Raw genomic sequence first — 15739 nt, 5'->3', positions numbered from 1 at the left:
CATGACCGACCGCATCACCGGCATCACTCTCTCCTCCGTCACGCTGCCACTCAAGGCGGCGATCAGCGACGCCAAGGTGCTCACCGGGCGGCAGCGGCCGATGACCGAGGTGGCGTTCCTGTTCGCCGAGGTCCGTACCGAATCGGGCCTGGAAGGGGTGGGTTTCAGCTACAGCAAACGAGCCGGCGGGCCGGCCCAGTTCGCCCACGCCCGCGAGGTCGCCCCCGATCTGATCGGCGAGGATCCCAGCGACATCCAGCGGCTCTGGACCAAGCTGGTGTGGGCCGGGGCGTCGGTCGGCCGCAGCGGCGCGTCGACGCAGGCCATCGCGGCGATCGACGTGGCCCTCTGGGATCTCAAGGCGAAACGCGCCGGGCTGCCCCTGGCGAAACTGCTCGGCGCCCACCGGGATTCGGTGCGGTGCTACGACACGTCCGGCGGCTTCCTGCACGAGCCGATCGAACAGGTGCTGGCCAACGCCACCGCCTCACTGGCCTCCGGCATCGGCGGCATCAAGATCAAGGTTGGGCACCCGTCACCGGCTGTCGACCTGGCCCGGGTGCGGGCAGTGCGTGAACACATCGGCGCCGAGGCCGCGCTGATGGTCGACGCCAACCAGCAGTGGGACCGGCCGACCGCCCAGCGGGTCGGGCGGGCGCTGGAGGAGTTCGGGCTGGTGTGGATCGAGGAGCCGCTGGACGCGTACGACGCCGAGGGCCACGCCGCCCTGGCTCGCACCCTGGACACCGCGATCGCTTCCGGCGAGATGCTGACCAGCGTGGCCGAGCACCAGGAGCTGATCCGGCACCACGCCGTCGACATCATCCAGCCGGACGCGCCACGGATCGGCGGCATCACCCAGTTCCTCAAGCTGGCTGCCCTGGCCGACAACGCCAACCTGACCCTGGCACCGCATTTCGCCATGGAGATCCACATCCACCTGGCCGCGGCCTACCCGCACGAGCCGTGGATCGAGCACTTCGACTGGCTGCACCCACTGTTCAACGAACGCCTGGAGATCAGCGACGGCCGCATCCACCTGTCCACCCGCCCCGGCCTCGGCGTCACCATCAGCGACCAGGCCCGCCAGTGGACCGTCGACCGCGCCGACATCGGGGTCTCCGCATGACCGCCCGCCCGGCCGCCCACCGGCACCCCATCAACCGGCACCCCGACGACTGGCGCTCCGACGACCGGCGCTCCAAGGGTCAGCGCCGCGCGGGTCAGCGCCCCGGAGGTCAGCGCCCCGACGACCAGCGCCCCGGAGGTCGGTGCCCAGACGGCCGGTGCCCAGACGGCCGGCGCCTAGACAGTCGGCCGGACCGTCACGCGGCAAGGCAACGCCACCCGCTCACGGTCGCGACTCGGCTCGATTCCCTGGAGGGTTCCGCATGACCGGCGTACCCAGCATCGACCCGCGGACCGGCGCCACGGTGGAGACCATCGCCGACGAGACCAGCACCGCGCGCGTCGACGAGATCTGCGCGGCGGCCCTCGCTGCGGCCGGCCCGCTGGAGGATCTGGGCCGGGACGGCCGGGCCGCCCTGCTCGACAGCCTGGCGGCGGCGCTCGAATCCCATCGCGACCGGATCGTCGAAATCGCCGACCGGGAGACCGCGCTCGGCCCGGCCCGGCTCAACGGGGAGCTCACCCGGACCTGCTACCAGCTGCAGCTCTTCGGCGAGGTGCTCCGTGACGGCGGCTATCTGGAGGCGACCGTCGACCATGCCGGGGACACCGCGATGGGCCCGCGCCCCGATCTGCGGCGCATGCTCGTGCCGATCGGCCCGGTCGCGGTGTTCGGCGCCGGCAACTTCCCACTGGCGTTCTCGGTGCCCGGCGGCGACACCGCCTCGGCCATCGCCGCGGGCAGCCCGGTGGTCCTGAAAGCACACCACTCCCATCCCGCGACCGCCCAACTCTGCTACGAGATCATGGCGGCCACCGCCCTGAAAGCCGGTGCCCCGGACGGCACGTTCGGCATAGTCCACGGCCTCCAGGGCGGCGCCGACCTGGTAGCGCACCCGGCGATCCGGGCGGTCGGCTTCACCGGTTCGACGGCCGGGGCCCGAGCCCTGCTGGCGGTGATCGAACAGCGTCCCGATCCGATCCCGTTCTTCGGCGAACTGAGCAGCCTGAACCCGGTGGTGGTCACCCCCGCCGCGGCAGCCGACCGGGCCGCGACGATCGGCGCCGAGTTCGCCGCGTCCTTCACCATGGGCGCCGGCCAGTTCTGCACCAAGCCCGGCCTCCTCTTCGTCCCCACCGGCCCCGACGGCGACAAGCTGGTCACCGCCGTCCACTCCGCGATCACCGACCTGCCTCCGATGGTGATGCTCAACGCGGGCATAGCCGAGGCCTACCAGCGCGGCACCGCAGCCCTGACCACCGCCACAGGCACCGCGACCACCACCCCCGCCACCACCACCACCACCGCCACCGCCACCGCCACCGCCACCGCCACCGCCGACAGCGAATCCACCACAATCCCAACCGCCACAACCCCTGTCACCGCAGGCCGCCTCGGTGAGCCAGGGTTTGCGGGCGGCACCCTCCAAGCCACCACAAGCCCGACCGCCACGGCTACCGCCGCGACGGGTGAGTCCAGCGCCGCAGACCGCACCTCCGGGACCAGCGAACCGCTGCGGGCCACAACGCGGCTGCTCACGGTCGAGGCGAGTGCGCTGCCGCCCGAGGCCGTCGAGGAGTGTTTCGGGCCGGTCGCGGTGATCGCCAGGTGGGCTACCGAGGAGGAACTCTTCGCAGCCGTCGACAAGCTGCCCGCGTCGCTCACCGCCACCGTCCATCGTGGGCCCGGCGAGGTCGGTCTGCCCGCCGAGTTGACCCAGCGGTTCCGGTCGCGCACCGGGCGGTTGATCTACGACGGCTACCCGACCGGTGTGGCGGTCGCCTGGGCCCAGCATCACGGCGGCCCCTGGCCGGCCACCAACACCCAGCACACGTCGGTGGGCGCCACCGCGATCCGGCGGTTCCTACGCCCGGTGACCTGGCAGAACGCCCCGGCCGATCTGCTGCCATCGGAGCTGCGCGACGACTACACCACGATTCCACGCCGCGTCGACGGACAGGCCCGAAGCGGAAGCTGACCGCGTGACCGGTGGGCCGGAGGAAAGGCGGAAGCATCACGAAACGGCGGTAGGGGAAGGCCGAGAACACCGCAAAGCGGCGACCGGACAGCAGGGCCGGAAGAGGTCGCACTCCGAAGGGCGAATACGGAAGGCCTCACCAACCAACGGTGGCAGCCCTCGAGGGAGAGCCGGAAGACGTCGCGGAACGGTGGCGGACAGTGAAACGCGGAAAGCACCACGGAACAGTGGGCCAGGATAGGTGGATCGTCGTTCTGATTCGGCCCGTGCGGGTGATGGGAGGTCGTGAGGTGACGCGGTTGACACCGTTGCCGCCGACGTGCGGGCCCAGGCGCCGATAGGCTGAGGAGTGCAGATCGATCACGCGTTGTTGCTGGTGGCCGGTGGTGTCGGGTCGGGGCTCACCGGGTCGATGGCAGGGCTTGCGTCGCTGGTGAGCTACCCGACGTTGCTGGCGGTGGGGCTTCCACCGATCACGGCCAACGTCACCAACACAGTGGGGCTGCTGGCCAGTGGGGCGGGCTCGGCGGCCGGGTCGCGGCCGGAGCTTCGGGGGCAGGGCCGGCGGATTCTGCGGCTGGGGGCGTTCGCTCTGCTGGGCGGGACCACCGGGGCGGTGCTGCTGCTGAACACCACGTCGGCGGTCTTCGAACGGATCGTCCCGGTGCTGATCGCACTGGCCGCGATCGTCCTGCTGCTGCGTGATCGGCTGCGAGGCTGGTACACCCGGCCGAAGGGCCGGTTCGCCCAGCCACCGATCGGGATCGCGATCTTTCTGATCGGCATCTACGGCGGCTACTTCGGTGCTGCTGCGGGCGTGCTGATGCTGGCGGTCATGTCGATGTCGGTGGTGGAACCGCTGGCGGTCACGAACGCCGTCAAAAGCGTCGTGCTGGCGGCCTCCAACATGGCGGCGGCAGTCCTCTACGCGCTGATCGCCCCAGTGCACTGGACGGCGGCCGCTCTCCTGGGCGCCGGCTGTCTGATCGGCAGCTGGATCGGCCCGTCCCTGGTCCGCCGCACCCCGGAACGCCCGCTGCGCATCGTCATCGCAATCGCCGCCCTCGGTCTGGCCGCCTACCTCTGGCACGACGCGGGCACGCCGTGACGCTGAACGTCATGACACGCCACAACCCCGACGCGGAACAACCCGGCGTGGCGCGGCAGCACACGGCACCTCATGGCGTGATCACCATGTGGCCTGGTTTCGGATCAGCATGCGTTCTCATGATCTCTGCTTCGTCTCGAATGGCTTCGTCAGCAGCAAGCTTCTGCAGTCGCGGTCACTAAGCGTGCGGGTGGCCGCGACGAAACGCATCAAATGGATCTAGGCGTTCGGTGACGCTCACCCCATAACGTGGCCTAGCCAAACCGTCGACAACGGTCACGGCGGACGGCGGCGAACTAGGCGTTCGGTGGCGATCACTGCGGAACGGCGATGAACTAAGCGGTCGGCGGCAGTTGCCGTGAACCGGGACGACGCAGGCGGATCAGGAGCAGTCGGAGCGGTCCGGGGCCATGATCAGCCCCGGACCGCGGGATCACCAGGTACTGGATTCGACGGTTACGAACGGGCGGATCGGAGGGCCGGACCGGAGAGATTCCAGGAAGGTGATGATCTCGGCGGCCACCGAGCGGTGTGAGGTGTCGTTGAGGACGTCGTGGTGGGCGTCCCGGACGGTGGCCAGGCGTGCCGCCGGCAGGGATTTCGCCAGGCCGGCCACGGCGTCCCGGTCGGCGAGCGGATCGGATTCGCCGATCAACAGCAGGTGGGGTACGGGTGAGGCAGCCCCGTAGGCCGCGTCGAGCAAGTCGGCCGGCACAGCTGTGGACAGGGCGCCCCTGGTCACGGCGGTGTCGTCGGTGAGCAGACCGCGATGCACCGGACAGTGGGAACGCGCGTCCAGTTCAGCCTCCCACTCCCCCTGATGACGCCGTTCGTGACCGGGCAGTCCGGCCAGCACCACCCCGGCAGGCGCCCACACCGGCCGAGCCGGAGACCCGAGCGATGCCCCAGCCGGAAAGCCGGGCGGAGAGCCGAGCGACGGGCCGGGCGGAGAGCCGGGCGAGGCGTCCACCGGGGCAGCGGGAGAGGCACCGGCCGAAGCGCCGAGAAGGGCGGCCAGCAGCACGGCACCGGTGTCGGAGCCGATCAGCACGAGTGGGCCGGCCGGATCGGCGCCGGCTGCCGCCGTGGTGAGGACCTCATTCAAGGTGGCCAGGGCGCCGGAGCTGACCGGGACCGTCGGGAGAATGTGCACGTGGTAGGCGTCGGCGGCGAGCCGGCGGCCGAACCTGGCGTAGGTCAGTGCGGTCTCGCCCCGTCCGGGCACGACAAGGACGGTTCCGCGGATGTTGAGTCCGGCCGGGGGCAGGTGTTCGCTCATGTCAGGCCGCCGTGAGGTCAGTGGTGGACGGGGTTTCCGAGGTGGGCGCCGGTTTCCAGCCCAGCGCCGGGGCCACCTCGGTGGCGATGAGTTCGAGGGCGCGGACGGCGGCGTCGAAGTCGGGGACCGCCGGGTTGAACTGGGTGATCAGGTCGGTGGCCACCGGCAGGACCTTCTCCTGCTGGAACGCGGCCACGATCTCGTCCGGATGACCGTAGAAGGCGTGGAAGCGCCGCAGGTACTCGTCCAGGGTCTGGCCGGCCGGGAACGTACCCCGGTCGGTGAAGTTCTTCGCCGCGCGCAGGACGCCGTCGGAGATCTGGGCCAGGGCGGTTCGCTTGTCGGCGGCGGGAAACACGAAGCGGGACAGGCCGATGCGCGGTGTCCGGGGCTGGTTCCAGGCGGCCAGGTACGCGTCGGCCCACCCCCGCTGGATCACGTCGGTGTCCTCGTCGTAGCCGTAGGTGGCCCGGTTGAGCAGCAGGTTCGCTCCGGCGTCGGCGGCGAACCGGGCTCCGGGACCGCTGAACACGGCCTGCCAGAACCGGTCGGTGAAGTCGTCGGCCACCGGTGGCTGCACGGTGAATCCGGGTGTGCCCACCTCCTGGTTGAGCAGGGCCCGCCGGAGCACGTCGAACGATTCGGTGGTGAGTTCGCGGCGGCGCTCGTAGTCGGCGCCGAGGGCCGCGTACTCGACGGGGCCGGAGCCGCTGCCGACGCCGATCTCGACGCGTCCGCCGCTGAGGGTGTTGACGACGGCGACGTCCTCGGCGACCCGGACCGGGTTCTCCAACGGCAGGATGGTGATGGCGGTGGACAGCCGGATCCGTTTGGTGCGGGCGGCGGCGTGGGCGAGGAACGGCCACGGCGACGACAGGCCGCCACCGTGCAGCGGGATGTGGTGCTGGGCCACCCAGCCGACGTCGAAGCCGAGTTCGTCGGCGACGACGAACAACTCCTGGGCCCGCCGGTACGTCTCGGCGAGCGGTCCACGGCCCTGGACGTGGGTGAGGAAGCCGAGTCGGAATCTGGTCATGGCGTGACGCTCCAGCGGTTGGCGGGGATCGGCAGCCCGAGGTTGCCGCGCAGGGTGTCCGATTCGTACTCGGTGCGGAAGAGCCCTTCCTTCTGCAATAGCGGCACCACATCACCGATGAATCGGTTCAGGTCGTCGTTGGTTCGAAAGCCCACGTTCAGCCCGTCGAAAGCCGACGCCTCGAACCACGAGCGCACCGCCGCGGCCACCGTCGACGGCGATCCGGTGAAGGGCGACGGCTGATATCGGGTGAACAGCAGCACCGTCTCCCGCAGAGAGAGACCGGCAGCACGTCTGACGATCTCCAGGCCCCGGGTGCGCCCACTCTTCTCCGCCAGATGCGCCACGTCCGGGAACGGCGCGTCCAGGTCGTAGACCGAGAAGTCGTGCGCCCCGAAGGCCCGACCGAACTGTGCGAGCTTCCGCGGAAAATCGTTGTCCCCCTCGAAGATCTCCCGGGACAGCCGAAACGCCTCCTCATCGGTGCCGGCGACGACCGGCTGGGCCCCGAGGAAGATGACGACATGCGACGGATCCCGCCCGAGCTCGGTAGCCCGCCGTTTGATGTCGGCGTAGTAGGCGCGGGAGTCCTCCAGCGACCCACCAGGGGCATAGATGCCTTCAGCGACGTGCGCGGCCAGATCGCGCCCCTCCTCGGAGACCCCGGCCTGGAAGATGACCGGCTGGCCCTGCCTCGACCGGGAGATGTTCAGCGGCCCGTCCACCCGGAAATGCTCACCACGATGATGCAGGGCGTGCAGTTTCGACGGATCGAGGAAGACATCACCGGATGCCGGAAAGGCGTCGTCCTCATACGAGTCCCACAGCCCGCGCACGACCTGGACGTGTTCCAGCGCCCGCCCGTACCGGGTGGCGTAATCGAGGTGTTCGTCGAGCCCGTAGTTGCGTGACGTCCCGGTGTCGAAGCTGGTGACGACGTTCCATCCGGCCCGCCCGTGACTGATGTGGTCGAGTGAGGCGAATCGCCGGGCCACGTTGAACGGCGAATTGTAGGTGGAGCTGAGCGTCCCGACGAGCCCGATGTCGCGGGTGTGGGTGGCGACCGCGGAGAGCAGGGTGAGCGGTTCGAGCCGGTTGAGATAGTGCGGCGGGTAACCGGCGTCGATGAATTGACTGTCGACGATGAAGAACGCGTCGAACAGGCCGTGTTCGGCGGCCCGCGCCTGGGCGATGTACCAGTCGATGTCGATGCTGGCGTCGGCCGGGACGCGCGGGTCCTTCCACAGATTGTGCTGGCCCGGGCCGCCGACGCCGTAGGCCCGCAGCGCGAGCCGGAGTTGCCTGGTCACGCGGGTGCTCCTTCCAGGTTCACGAGGTCGCGCAACGCGGCGCGGGCGGCCCGCCCGGCGGCGGCGGAGCGCAAGGTGGGTGCGGATCCGACGAGCAATCTGGTGTACGCGTGAGCCGGCTCGTTGACGACCTCCGCCGCGGGCCGGTCCTCGACGATCTCGCCCTGGTAGAGCACGGCGATCCGGTCGGCGACTCCGGCGACCGAGCCGAGGTCGTGTGAGATGAAGAGCAGGGCGGTGCCGCTGTCGCGCAGTTCTTTGAGCAGTTCGAGGATCTGCACCCGGTTGGCCGAGTCGAGCGCGCTGACCGGTTCGTCGAGCAGCACGAGCCGTGGTGCGGTGATGAGTGCGCGGGCCACGGCGACCCGCTGCCGCTGTCCACCGGACAGTTCGGCGGGGAGCCGATCGGACAGGGCCGGCTCCAGACGTACCCGGGCAAGGGTGTGATGAACTTTGTCGTTGATCTCCGAAGCGCCGCGGATCCGCAGCGGTTCGGCCACCGACTCGAAGACGGTGAGGTCCGGGTCGAGGCTGCGCAGCGGATCCTGGAAGACGTATTGCACGACTCCGCGCCGGCGCAGCTCACGCCACTGCCGGGCGGAGAGTCCCACGATGTCGGTGCCGTCGATGACGATCCGGCCGGCGGAGGGCCGCACCAGTCCGAGGACGGAGCGGGCGAGTGTGGATTTGCCGGAGCCGGTCTCGCCGATGACGCCGACCGCCTCGCCGGGCGCGATCGACAGGGACACCGATCGCAGCACGTGCCGCCGGCCGTAGCGGACGTCGAGGTCGCCGATCTCAAGAAGTGACAAGGTAGCGCTCCAGACCGTAGGACTCGTGCTCCTCGATGAGCAGGCGCGTGTACTCGTGTTCCGGCTGGTAGAGGATCTTGTCGACCGGCCCCTGTTCGACCACGTCGCCGTCTCGCATGACCAGCACCTCGTCGCAGAACTGGGCGACCACGGCCAGGTCGTGGGAGACCACCACGAGGGCGAGGCCGGTGGTCTCGCGCAACTCGGCGAGCAGGTCGAGGATCTCGGCCTGGACGGTCACGTCGAGTGCGGTGGTGGCCTCGTCGGCGATCAGCACCTTCGGTTCACCGGCGATGGCGGCGGCGATCAGCGAGCGCTGGAGCATTCCGCCGGAGAGCTCGTGCGGATATCGCGTGTACACGGATTCGTCGAGCCGGACGGCGGCGAGCAGGTCGAGTGCCCGCGCCCGGGCGGCCCGGCGCCGGTGACCGAGTTTGACCTGGACCACCTCGGCGATCTGCGACCCGATCGTCAGCGACGGGTTGAGATAGGACGCCGGATCCTGGAAGACCGCGCTGATCGTCGAGCCGCGCAGCGCGGTCCACTGGCGGGGAGTGAGCGCTGCCGTGTCGTGTCCGTCCAGCTCGATGCTCCCGCCGGAGACGGTGAAGTGTTCCGGCAGGATTCCGAGGGCGGCCCGGCAGGTGAGTGTCTTGCCGCTGCCGGACTCCCCGACGATGCCGACGACACCGCCGGGTTCGAGGTCGAAGGAGACTCCGTGGACGATCTCCCGGTCGTAGGAGATCCGGATGTCACGAAGGCTGAGAACTGACATGTCGCCTCCTCAGGAATGCACGGCCGGCCGCTCCGGAGACGTCCCGGATGACGTCGGCGAGCAGGTTGCAGGCCCAGACGGTGGCCATGATCAGGAAGGTGGGCACGAGTGGCGCCCAGGGCCGGAAGCTGAGGTAGCCCAGGTCGGCGGCGAGCACTCCACCCCAGGTGGGTGCGGGTGGCTGCACGCCGATGCCGAGGAAGGTCAGGCTGGACACGACCACGAAGCCGACGCCGGCGGTGTTGGCCAGCGCGACCGCGATCGGCGGCAGCACCTTGACCCACACGTGCTTGCGGACCACCCAGCCGACCGAGGCGCCGGAGATGAGCGCCGCCTCGACGTACTGTGAGCGGGCCACCGCCAGGGTCGCCGCCCGGGAGACCCGGAAGAACAGCGGCGAGATCATGATGCCGACGGTGAACATGGCCTGCGGGATGCCGTTGCCGAGCAGGGCGGTGACGGCGACCGCGAAGACCAGGAACGGCAGCGCGATCAGGGTGTCGGCCAGCCGCAGCGTGACCCATTCGAAGACCGAGCCGAGGTAGACCGACAGGATGCCCGGGACGACCCCGGCGGCCAGCGCGACCAGCGACACCTGCAGCGAGCCGAGGACGCTGACCCGGGAGCCGTCGAGCAGCCGGCTGAACACGTCCCGGCCCAGGTAGTCGGTGCCCAGCCAGTGCGCGCCGGACGGGGCGGCGAGGATGTTCGGGCCGCCTTCGAGCGGGTCGTACGGGGCCAGGGTCGGCCCCAGGATCGCCAGCAGCGCGATCGCGGTGAGGATGCCGACGGCGATCCGCCCGGAGGGCAGCGCGAGGACCCGGCGAAACATGTCAGACCCCTCTCGCCGAGGCCGGGGTGACCCGGGCCAGGATGACGTTGACCAGCAGGTTGAAGACGACGACCAGGACCACCGAGACGACCAGCACGCCCTGGACGGCCGGGACGTCACCACGCTGGGCGGAGTCGGCGGCGAACTGGCCGAACCCCGGCATCCCGAAGATCGACTCGGTGACGACGGCGCCGCCGAGCAGGTTCGGGAACTTCATGCCGAGCACGGTCAGCGCCGGGCCCATGCCGTTGCGCAGCACGTGCCGGAGGAAGATCCGGCGTGGGCTGAGGCCGCGGACGATCGCGCCGGTCACGTAGTTCTCCCGGTACGCCGCGACCAGCCCGGCCCGCAACTGCCGGGCCACGTCGGAGACGGTGTCGAAGCTGAGCGCGACGGCCGGCAGGGTGATGTGCGCGAGCCACACCGCCCAGCCCCGCTCGGCGGGGGCGTACCCGGCTGAGGGGAACCAGCCGAGCCCGACCGCGAACACCACGACCAGCGCGATGCCGACCACGAACGACGGCATCACCGAGATGAACGTCATGAACCCGGTGATCGCCCGGTCCACCCAGGTGGTCCGCCGCACCGCGGCCAGCACGCCGAACCCGAACCCGAACACCACCCCGATGACCAGGGCGAGCCCGGCCACCGAAAGACTGACGACCGCTCCGGAGAGCAGGAGCCGGGCGATGTCGGCGCCATTGAACCAGCTGACCCCGAGATCGCCGCCGAGCAGGTCGCCGAACCAGTCGAGATACTGGGTGAGGAACGGCCGGTCCAGGCCCCACTCGTGCTCGATCCGCGCGACCGTCTCGGGGGTGGCCGACTCGCCAAGTTGCAGGTGTGCCGGGGAGAGCCCGCTCAGGGCCCGCAACGCGAACGTCACGAACGTGGCGACCAGGAAGACCGGAACGAAGATGGCGACTGTCCTGAGCAGGCCCTTGATCACGGCGTTACCGTCAGCCCGGTCCAGTGGAGCTGGCCCGGAATCGGCGCGAAGTCCGACACCCGGGGGCTCTTCACGAACAGGTTCGGCAGCGAGTACGTGAACACCAGCGCCCTGCTCTCCAGCCCGGCCCGGGTCGCGGCCTGAAGGTTCCGCTGGTAGTCCGGCGAGTCCAGCGGCGTCTCCCGGGCGATCTTGACGGCGGCCTCGAACCCGTCCGGCTCGTACGGGGTGCTCAGGTTGAGCGGCCCGTCCGGCCCGAAGTGCGCGGTGAGCGTCTGCACCGGCGACTCCCGGCCGGTGGTGCCGTAGATCGACAGGGCCAGGTCCTTGGCGAAGAACGGGGTGGCCCAGTTCGGGTCGACCTTGATGTTGACCGTGAGGCCGATCGCGGCGAGCTGCGACTGGATGATCTCGGCGGCGGTCTGCTGGTTCGGGATGACCAGGTCGACGGTGAGCTGTTCGGGGGTGAGCCCGGACTCGGCGACCAGCGCCTTGGCCTTCGCCACGTCGTACGGCCAGCGGTTGGCGGTGTCCTTGTCATATGCCAGGTAGGTGTCCGGGAACGGCTGGTCGGTCGGGGTGGCGATCCCGAAGCTGACCTTGTCCACGAACTCCTGACGGTTGGTGGCGTACCGGACCGCGTCGACGATCTTCGGGTTGTCGAACGGCGCCTTGTTCACGTTGATGCTGATGTTGGAGGCGTTGTAACCGGGCTGGACCACCACGTCCAGCTTCGCCGCCTCGGCCGCCTTGACCTGGTTGGGGGCGAGACCGGCCAGGTCGTACACCCCGGTCTGCACGCCGGAGACGATGGTCGCGGTGTCCGGCGCGGACAGCAGCTCGACCCGCTCGATCTTGATGTTGGCGGCGTTCCAGTAGTCCGGGTTCTTCTTCAGGTGCACGTGCGAGCCCGGCACGTTCTCGGTGACCACGAACGGGCCGGCACCGACCGGGTTCTTGTCCAGCGCGGCCGTGTCCTGAGCCGCCTTCGGGCTGGGGATCTGCGCGACCCGCTCGCCGAGCAGCAGCGGGATCTGAAAGTCGGTCTGGGTCAGGTCGATCACCACGTCGAGTCCGTTCGCGGTCACCGTCTTGATCGAGGTGAGGTCGCCGAACAGCGCCGAGTCCTTCTGCGTCTTCGCCCGCTCCAGGTAGGCCTTGATCGCCTCGCCGTTCACCGGCTCACCGTCCGAGAACGTGAGGCCCTCGCGCAGGTGGAAGGTGACCTGATCACCCTTGTCGTTGTAGTCCCAGCTCTCGGCCAGGCCGGGGACGGCCTCGCCCTTCTCGTTGATCGCGGTCAGCGAGGCGTAGGCCAGCGACAGGATGCGGAACTGTGCGCCGCTGCCGGACACCACCGGGTCCCAGTGGGCGGGCAGGGTGACCGCCCAGCGCAGCGTCGGCACCTCGTCGGATGCTCCGGCGGCTCCCCCGGCGCAACCCGTCGACAGCGACAGAGCGACGGCAAGGGCGGCCCATTTCGTACGTCTCATCATGCTGCCTTTTCTGCGGTGTGAATGTTCTGCGGAACGGGCAGACCGAAGTTGCCGCGCAGGGTGGTGGACTCGTACTCGCTGCGGGCGATGCCCCGCTCGCGCAGGATCGGCAGCACCTCGTCGACGAACCGGGCGAACTCGCTCGGCACCGTGACGGTCAGGTTGATGCCGTCGAAGGCGCCCGCCTCGAACCACTTCTGGATCTCGTTCGCGACGGTCAGCGGCGAGCCGGTGAACGGTGAGCGCCGGGACTCGATGCCGTGCTGGACCACCTGGCGCAGGGTGAAACCGTTGTCCCTGGCCAGCTTCTTGATCCGCTCGGCCTGGGTGCGGAAGCTGCGGTCGCCCAGGTCACCGAGCTCGGGAAAGGGCGCGTCCAGGTCGTACCGGCTGAAGTCGTGCCAGCCGAACGGGCGGCCCAGCTCCTTGAGCGCGCGGTCGAAGCTCTTGCCGCCGATGATCGCGGCCTCCCTCTCCCGGGCCTCCTCGTCGGTGTCGCCGAGGATCGGGCTGATCCCCGGCACGATCAGGATGTGCTCGGGGTCGCGGCCCTTCGCGACGGCGCGGGCCCGGATGTCGCGGGCGAACGCCACCCCCTCCTCGATCGACGCGGCGTGCGTGAAGATCGCCTCGGCGACACTCGCGCCCAGGTCCCGGCCCTCGTCCGAGTCACCGGCTTGGAAGATCACCGGCTGGCCCTGCGGTGAGCGCTGCAGATTGAGCGGTCCCACCACCTGGAAGTGCTCGCCGATGTGGTTCAGGGCATGCTGTTTGGACCTGTCGAAGAAGACGCCGTTCGCCTTGTCCCGGGGGAAGGCGTCGTCCTCGTACGAGTCCCACAGCCCCTGCACGACCCGGACGTGTTCGAGGGCCCGGCCGTACCGGGTGGCGTAGTCGTAGTGCTCCTTGCGGCCGTAGTTGCCGGCCGTCCCGCCGTCACCGGTCGCCACCACGTTCCACCCGGCCCGGCCGCCGCTGATCACGTCCAGCGAGGCGAGCCGGCGGGCGATGTTGAACGGATCGTTGTACGAGGTGGTCAGCGTGCCGACCAGGCCGATGTGGGTGGTGTGCACGGCCACCGCGGAGAGCAGGGTCAGCGGTTCCAGGCGATTCAGGTAGTGGTTCGGCGAGTCCGGGGTGATGAACTGGCTGTCCACGATGAACACATGGTCGAACTTGGCGGCCTCGGCCTGCTGGGCTCGGGCGATGTACCAGCGGATGTCGACGCTGGCGTCCCCGGGGATCTCCGGGTTCAGCCACGTGTGATGCTGACCGGGTCCGCCCACGCCGAGCAGTACCGCACCTAATTTAAGGGTCTTTTTCGGCATTCGAGAGTCCAACTCGTTCGTTGCGAAGATGCGGGATGGTGGCGCCTCGGGCGGCGGCGCCGGATCTCAGTATCGGTAACGGCCCGGTCACGCGTCCAAGGAGAGATCGTGATGACAAGCCATCACGATCACTGATTAATTCCTAGTAGACTGATAGGCATGAGTCGGTATCTCGACATCGCTCCGCTGCGCAGCCTCGTCGCCGTCGCGGACTGCGGTGGATTCCAGCGGGCAGCCACATCGCTGCACCTCAGCCAGGGTGCGGTCAGCCAGCACGTCCGCCGCCTGGAGACCGCCCTCGGCCGTCCGCTGGTCGAACGTGACGGCCGCGGATCACGGTTCACCGGCGACGGCGAGGCCCTGCTGACCCACGCCCGGCGGATCCTGGCCGTGCACGACGAGGCGTTGCGGGCGTTCGAGGTGGAGGATGAGCCGACCCTGGCGATCGGGTCGACCGAGCACGCCGCGGCCCAACTCCTGCCCGACCTGACCAGCGCGCTCGCCAGCACCTTCCCGGACCGCCGGATCCGGTTCCGGATCGACCGCGGCGCCCAGCTCAGGACCGCGTTGGCGGAGGGCCGGATCGACCTGGCCCTACTACTCGGGCCGGCCGACGAGAGCGACGCCCGGACCGTCGGCGAGCTGCACCTGACCTGGTATTCAGCGCCCGAGTGGACATCGCCGGCGCCCGGCGAGCCGATCCCCCTGGTGGTCTTCGACGCGCCGTGCGCGATCCGTAGCCGGGCCGTCGAGACCCTGGCGAGCCACGACGTGCCGACCGAGGTGGGCGCCGAGGCCGCACACCTGGCCGGAGTGCAGGCCGCGGTCCGCGCCGGGCTCGGCGTCGGCCTGATGGCGACGCTCGGCCGGCAGCCGGACGGACTGACCGCCCGCGACGACCTGCCGGCGCCGCGGCCGATCGAACTGACCGTGTGGCCGCGGCGCGGCCTGGCCGCCGATCTCCTCGACGGCGCCACCGCGGCCCTGACCGGGATCCTGGCCGAGGCTACTCATCACTGAGCGCCACATAACGTCCGGAGTGGTAGACCAGCGGCGTCTCGGCCTCGCCCAGGCCGTGCTCGCCGGTGAGCGGGCTGGCCAGCACGATCGTGTGATCGCCGGCCCGCACCCGGTCGACGACCCGGCAGACCAGCCGGGCCAGCACGCCGTCGAGCAGCGGGACCCCGTCCGGGCCGGGCTGCCAGGCGCCGTGCGCGGCGAGCCGGTCGATGCCGCTGGTGGCGAAGGTCCGGGCCACCCGCTCCTGCTCCTGGCCGAGCACATGCACCGCCACGGTGTCAGCGGCCGCCACCGCGGGCCACGCCGACGCGGTCTCGGCCAGACAGAACGAGACCAGTGGTGGATCCAGCGAGACCGACGTGAACGAGGTGGCGGTGAATCCGGTGGCCGGCTCACCGGGTGCGGTGATCACCACGACGGCTGCGGCATGGCGGCGCAGCACCTGCCGGAAGAGGTCGGCGTCCACGGCGTCGGTGGGAACGGTCTGCAAGGTCACGACGGGCCTCCAGGTGTCGCTGAACGGCTTACCGGTGAAAGGCGGCACTGCCCCTCAGCGAGCCGGAACGCGGACCGTGATGCCCGAGGTCACGCTCCGCCCGACTCGCACCACCGACGGTGCCCTCCGGCGTACGCCCTCGTCAACCGCCTTCCCATATCCTAGTAAACCGATAGGATCTCATTGACATG

14 protein-coding genes are annotated in these 15739 nt (G+C 69.9%); 4 read left to right on the top strand and 10 right to left on the bottom strand.

Annotated elements, in window-relative coordinates:
• Position 1: 1 nt before the first annotated feature.
• The 3 genes from ACQ0O7_RS39995 to ACQ0O7_RS39985 all read left to right on the top strand — a co-directional run bounded on the left by ACQ0O7_RS39995 (position 2) and on the right by ACQ0O7_RS39985 (position 4215).
• Entirely contained in the window at positions 2–1129 is a 1128-nt protein-coding gene (locus ACQ0O7_RS39995) for an L-talarate/galactarate dehydratase (protein WP_430790731.1), read from the top strand.
• A gap of 262 nt (positions 1130–1391) precedes the next feature.
• Positions 1392–3107, top strand: coding sequence for an aldehyde dehydrogenase family protein (locus tag ACQ0O7_RS39990; protein WP_430790729.1), 1716 nt, complete (start codon positions 1392–1394; stop codon positions 3105–3107).
• Positions 3108–3456: 349 nt separating this feature from the next.
• Entirely contained in the window at positions 3457–4215 is a 759-nt protein-coding gene (locus tag ACQ0O7_RS39985) for a sulfite exporter TauE/SafE family protein (RefSeq protein WP_430790727.1), read from the top strand.
• Between the two features lie 433 nt (positions 4216–4648).
• Here ACQ0O7_RS39985 and ACQ0O7_RS39980 read toward each other — a convergent pair whose 3' ends face one another.
• From ACQ0O7_RS39980 to ACQ0O7_RS39940, 9 genes are read right to left on the bottom strand one after another with little or no spacing between them, the layout of a single operon-like run.
• Positions 4649–5494, bottom strand: a complete 846-nt coding sequence (locus ACQ0O7_RS39980; protein ID WP_430790725.1) for a hypothetical protein — start codon at positions 5492–5494, stop codon at positions 4649–4651.
• Between the two features lies 1 nt (position 5495).
• Positions 5496–6530 (bottom strand): LLM class flavin-dependent oxidoreductase, encoded by a 1035-nt coding sequence (locus ACQ0O7_RS39975; protein WP_430790723.1) that lies wholly within the window; start codon positions 6528–6530, stop codon positions 5496–5498.
• Complete coding sequence (locus tag ACQ0O7_RS39970) at positions 6527–7840, bottom strand: NtaA/DmoA family FMN-dependent monooxygenase (RefSeq protein ID WP_430790721.1); 1314 nt, start codon at positions 7838–7840, stop codon at positions 6527–6529. The genes ACQ0O7_RS39975 and ACQ0O7_RS39970 overlap by 4 nt, the downstream gene beginning before the upstream one ends.
• Positions 7837–8652 carry an ABC transporter ATP-binding protein gene (locus ACQ0O7_RS39965; RefSeq protein ID WP_430790719.1) on the bottom strand — a complete coding sequence of 272 codons (816 nt, stop codon included), beginning with the start codon at positions 8650–8652 and terminating at the stop codon, positions 7837–7839. Before ACQ0O7_RS39965 ends, ACQ0O7_RS39970 begins: the two co-directional genes overlap by 4 nt.
• A complete protein-coding gene (locus tag ACQ0O7_RS39960; RefSeq protein WP_430790717.1) occupies positions 8639–9427 on the bottom strand; it encodes an ABC transporter ATP-binding protein in 789 nt (262 codons plus the stop codon). Before ACQ0O7_RS39960 ends, ACQ0O7_RS39965 begins: the two co-directional genes overlap by 14 nt.
• Positions 9405–10259, bottom strand: coding sequence for an ABC transporter permease (locus ACQ0O7_RS39955; RefSeq protein WP_430790715.1), 855 nt, complete (start codon positions 10257–10259; stop codon positions 9405–9407). Before ACQ0O7_RS39955 ends, ACQ0O7_RS39960 begins: the two co-directional genes overlap by 23 nt.
• Position 10260: 1 nt before the next feature.
• Positions 10261–11208 (bottom strand): ABC transporter permease, encoded by a 948-nt coding sequence (locus ACQ0O7_RS39950; protein WP_430790713.1) that lies wholly within the window; start codon positions 11206–11208, stop codon positions 10261–10263.
• A complete protein-coding gene (locus ACQ0O7_RS39945) occupies positions 11205–12704 on the bottom strand; it encodes an ABC transporter substrate-binding protein (RefSeq protein WP_430790711.1) in 1500 nt (499 codons plus the stop codon). The genes ACQ0O7_RS39950 and ACQ0O7_RS39945 overlap by 4 nt, the downstream gene beginning before the upstream one ends.
• A complete protein-coding gene (locus tag ACQ0O7_RS39940) occupies positions 12701–14032 on the bottom strand; it encodes an LLM class flavin-dependent oxidoreductase (RefSeq protein WP_430790709.1) in 1332 nt (443 codons plus the stop codon). Before ACQ0O7_RS39940 ends, ACQ0O7_RS39945 begins: the two co-directional genes overlap by 4 nt.
• A 159-nt stretch (positions 14033–14191) precedes the next feature.
• Here ACQ0O7_RS39940 and ACQ0O7_RS39935 point away from each other — a divergent pair, with 159 nt between their 5' ends.
• Positions 14192–15052, top strand: a complete 861-nt coding sequence (locus tag ACQ0O7_RS39935) for a LysR substrate-binding domain-containing protein (protein ID WP_430790707.1) — start codon at positions 14192–14194, stop codon at positions 15050–15052.
• Here the strand turns inward: ACQ0O7_RS39935 and ACQ0O7_RS39930 are convergent.
• The gene (locus ACQ0O7_RS39930) at positions 15039–15548 is read right to left on the bottom strand and encodes a flavin reductase family protein (protein WP_430790705.1); all 510 of its coding nucleotides are present in this window, start codon (positions 15546–15548) and stop codon (positions 15039–15041) included. The genes ACQ0O7_RS39935 and ACQ0O7_RS39930 overlap by 14 nt on opposite strands.
• Positions 15549–15739 lie beyond the last annotated feature (191 nt).

This window comes from Actinoplanes sp. G11-F43 (genome assembly GCF_050589265.1).
In the GTDB taxonomy this organism is placed as follows: Bacteria; Actinomycetota; Actinomycetes; order Mycobacteriales; family Micromonosporaceae; genus Actinoplanes.
The sequence above is the reverse complement of the archived record's forward strand: the minus strand, read 5'-3'. Positions and strand labels throughout refer to the sequence as shown.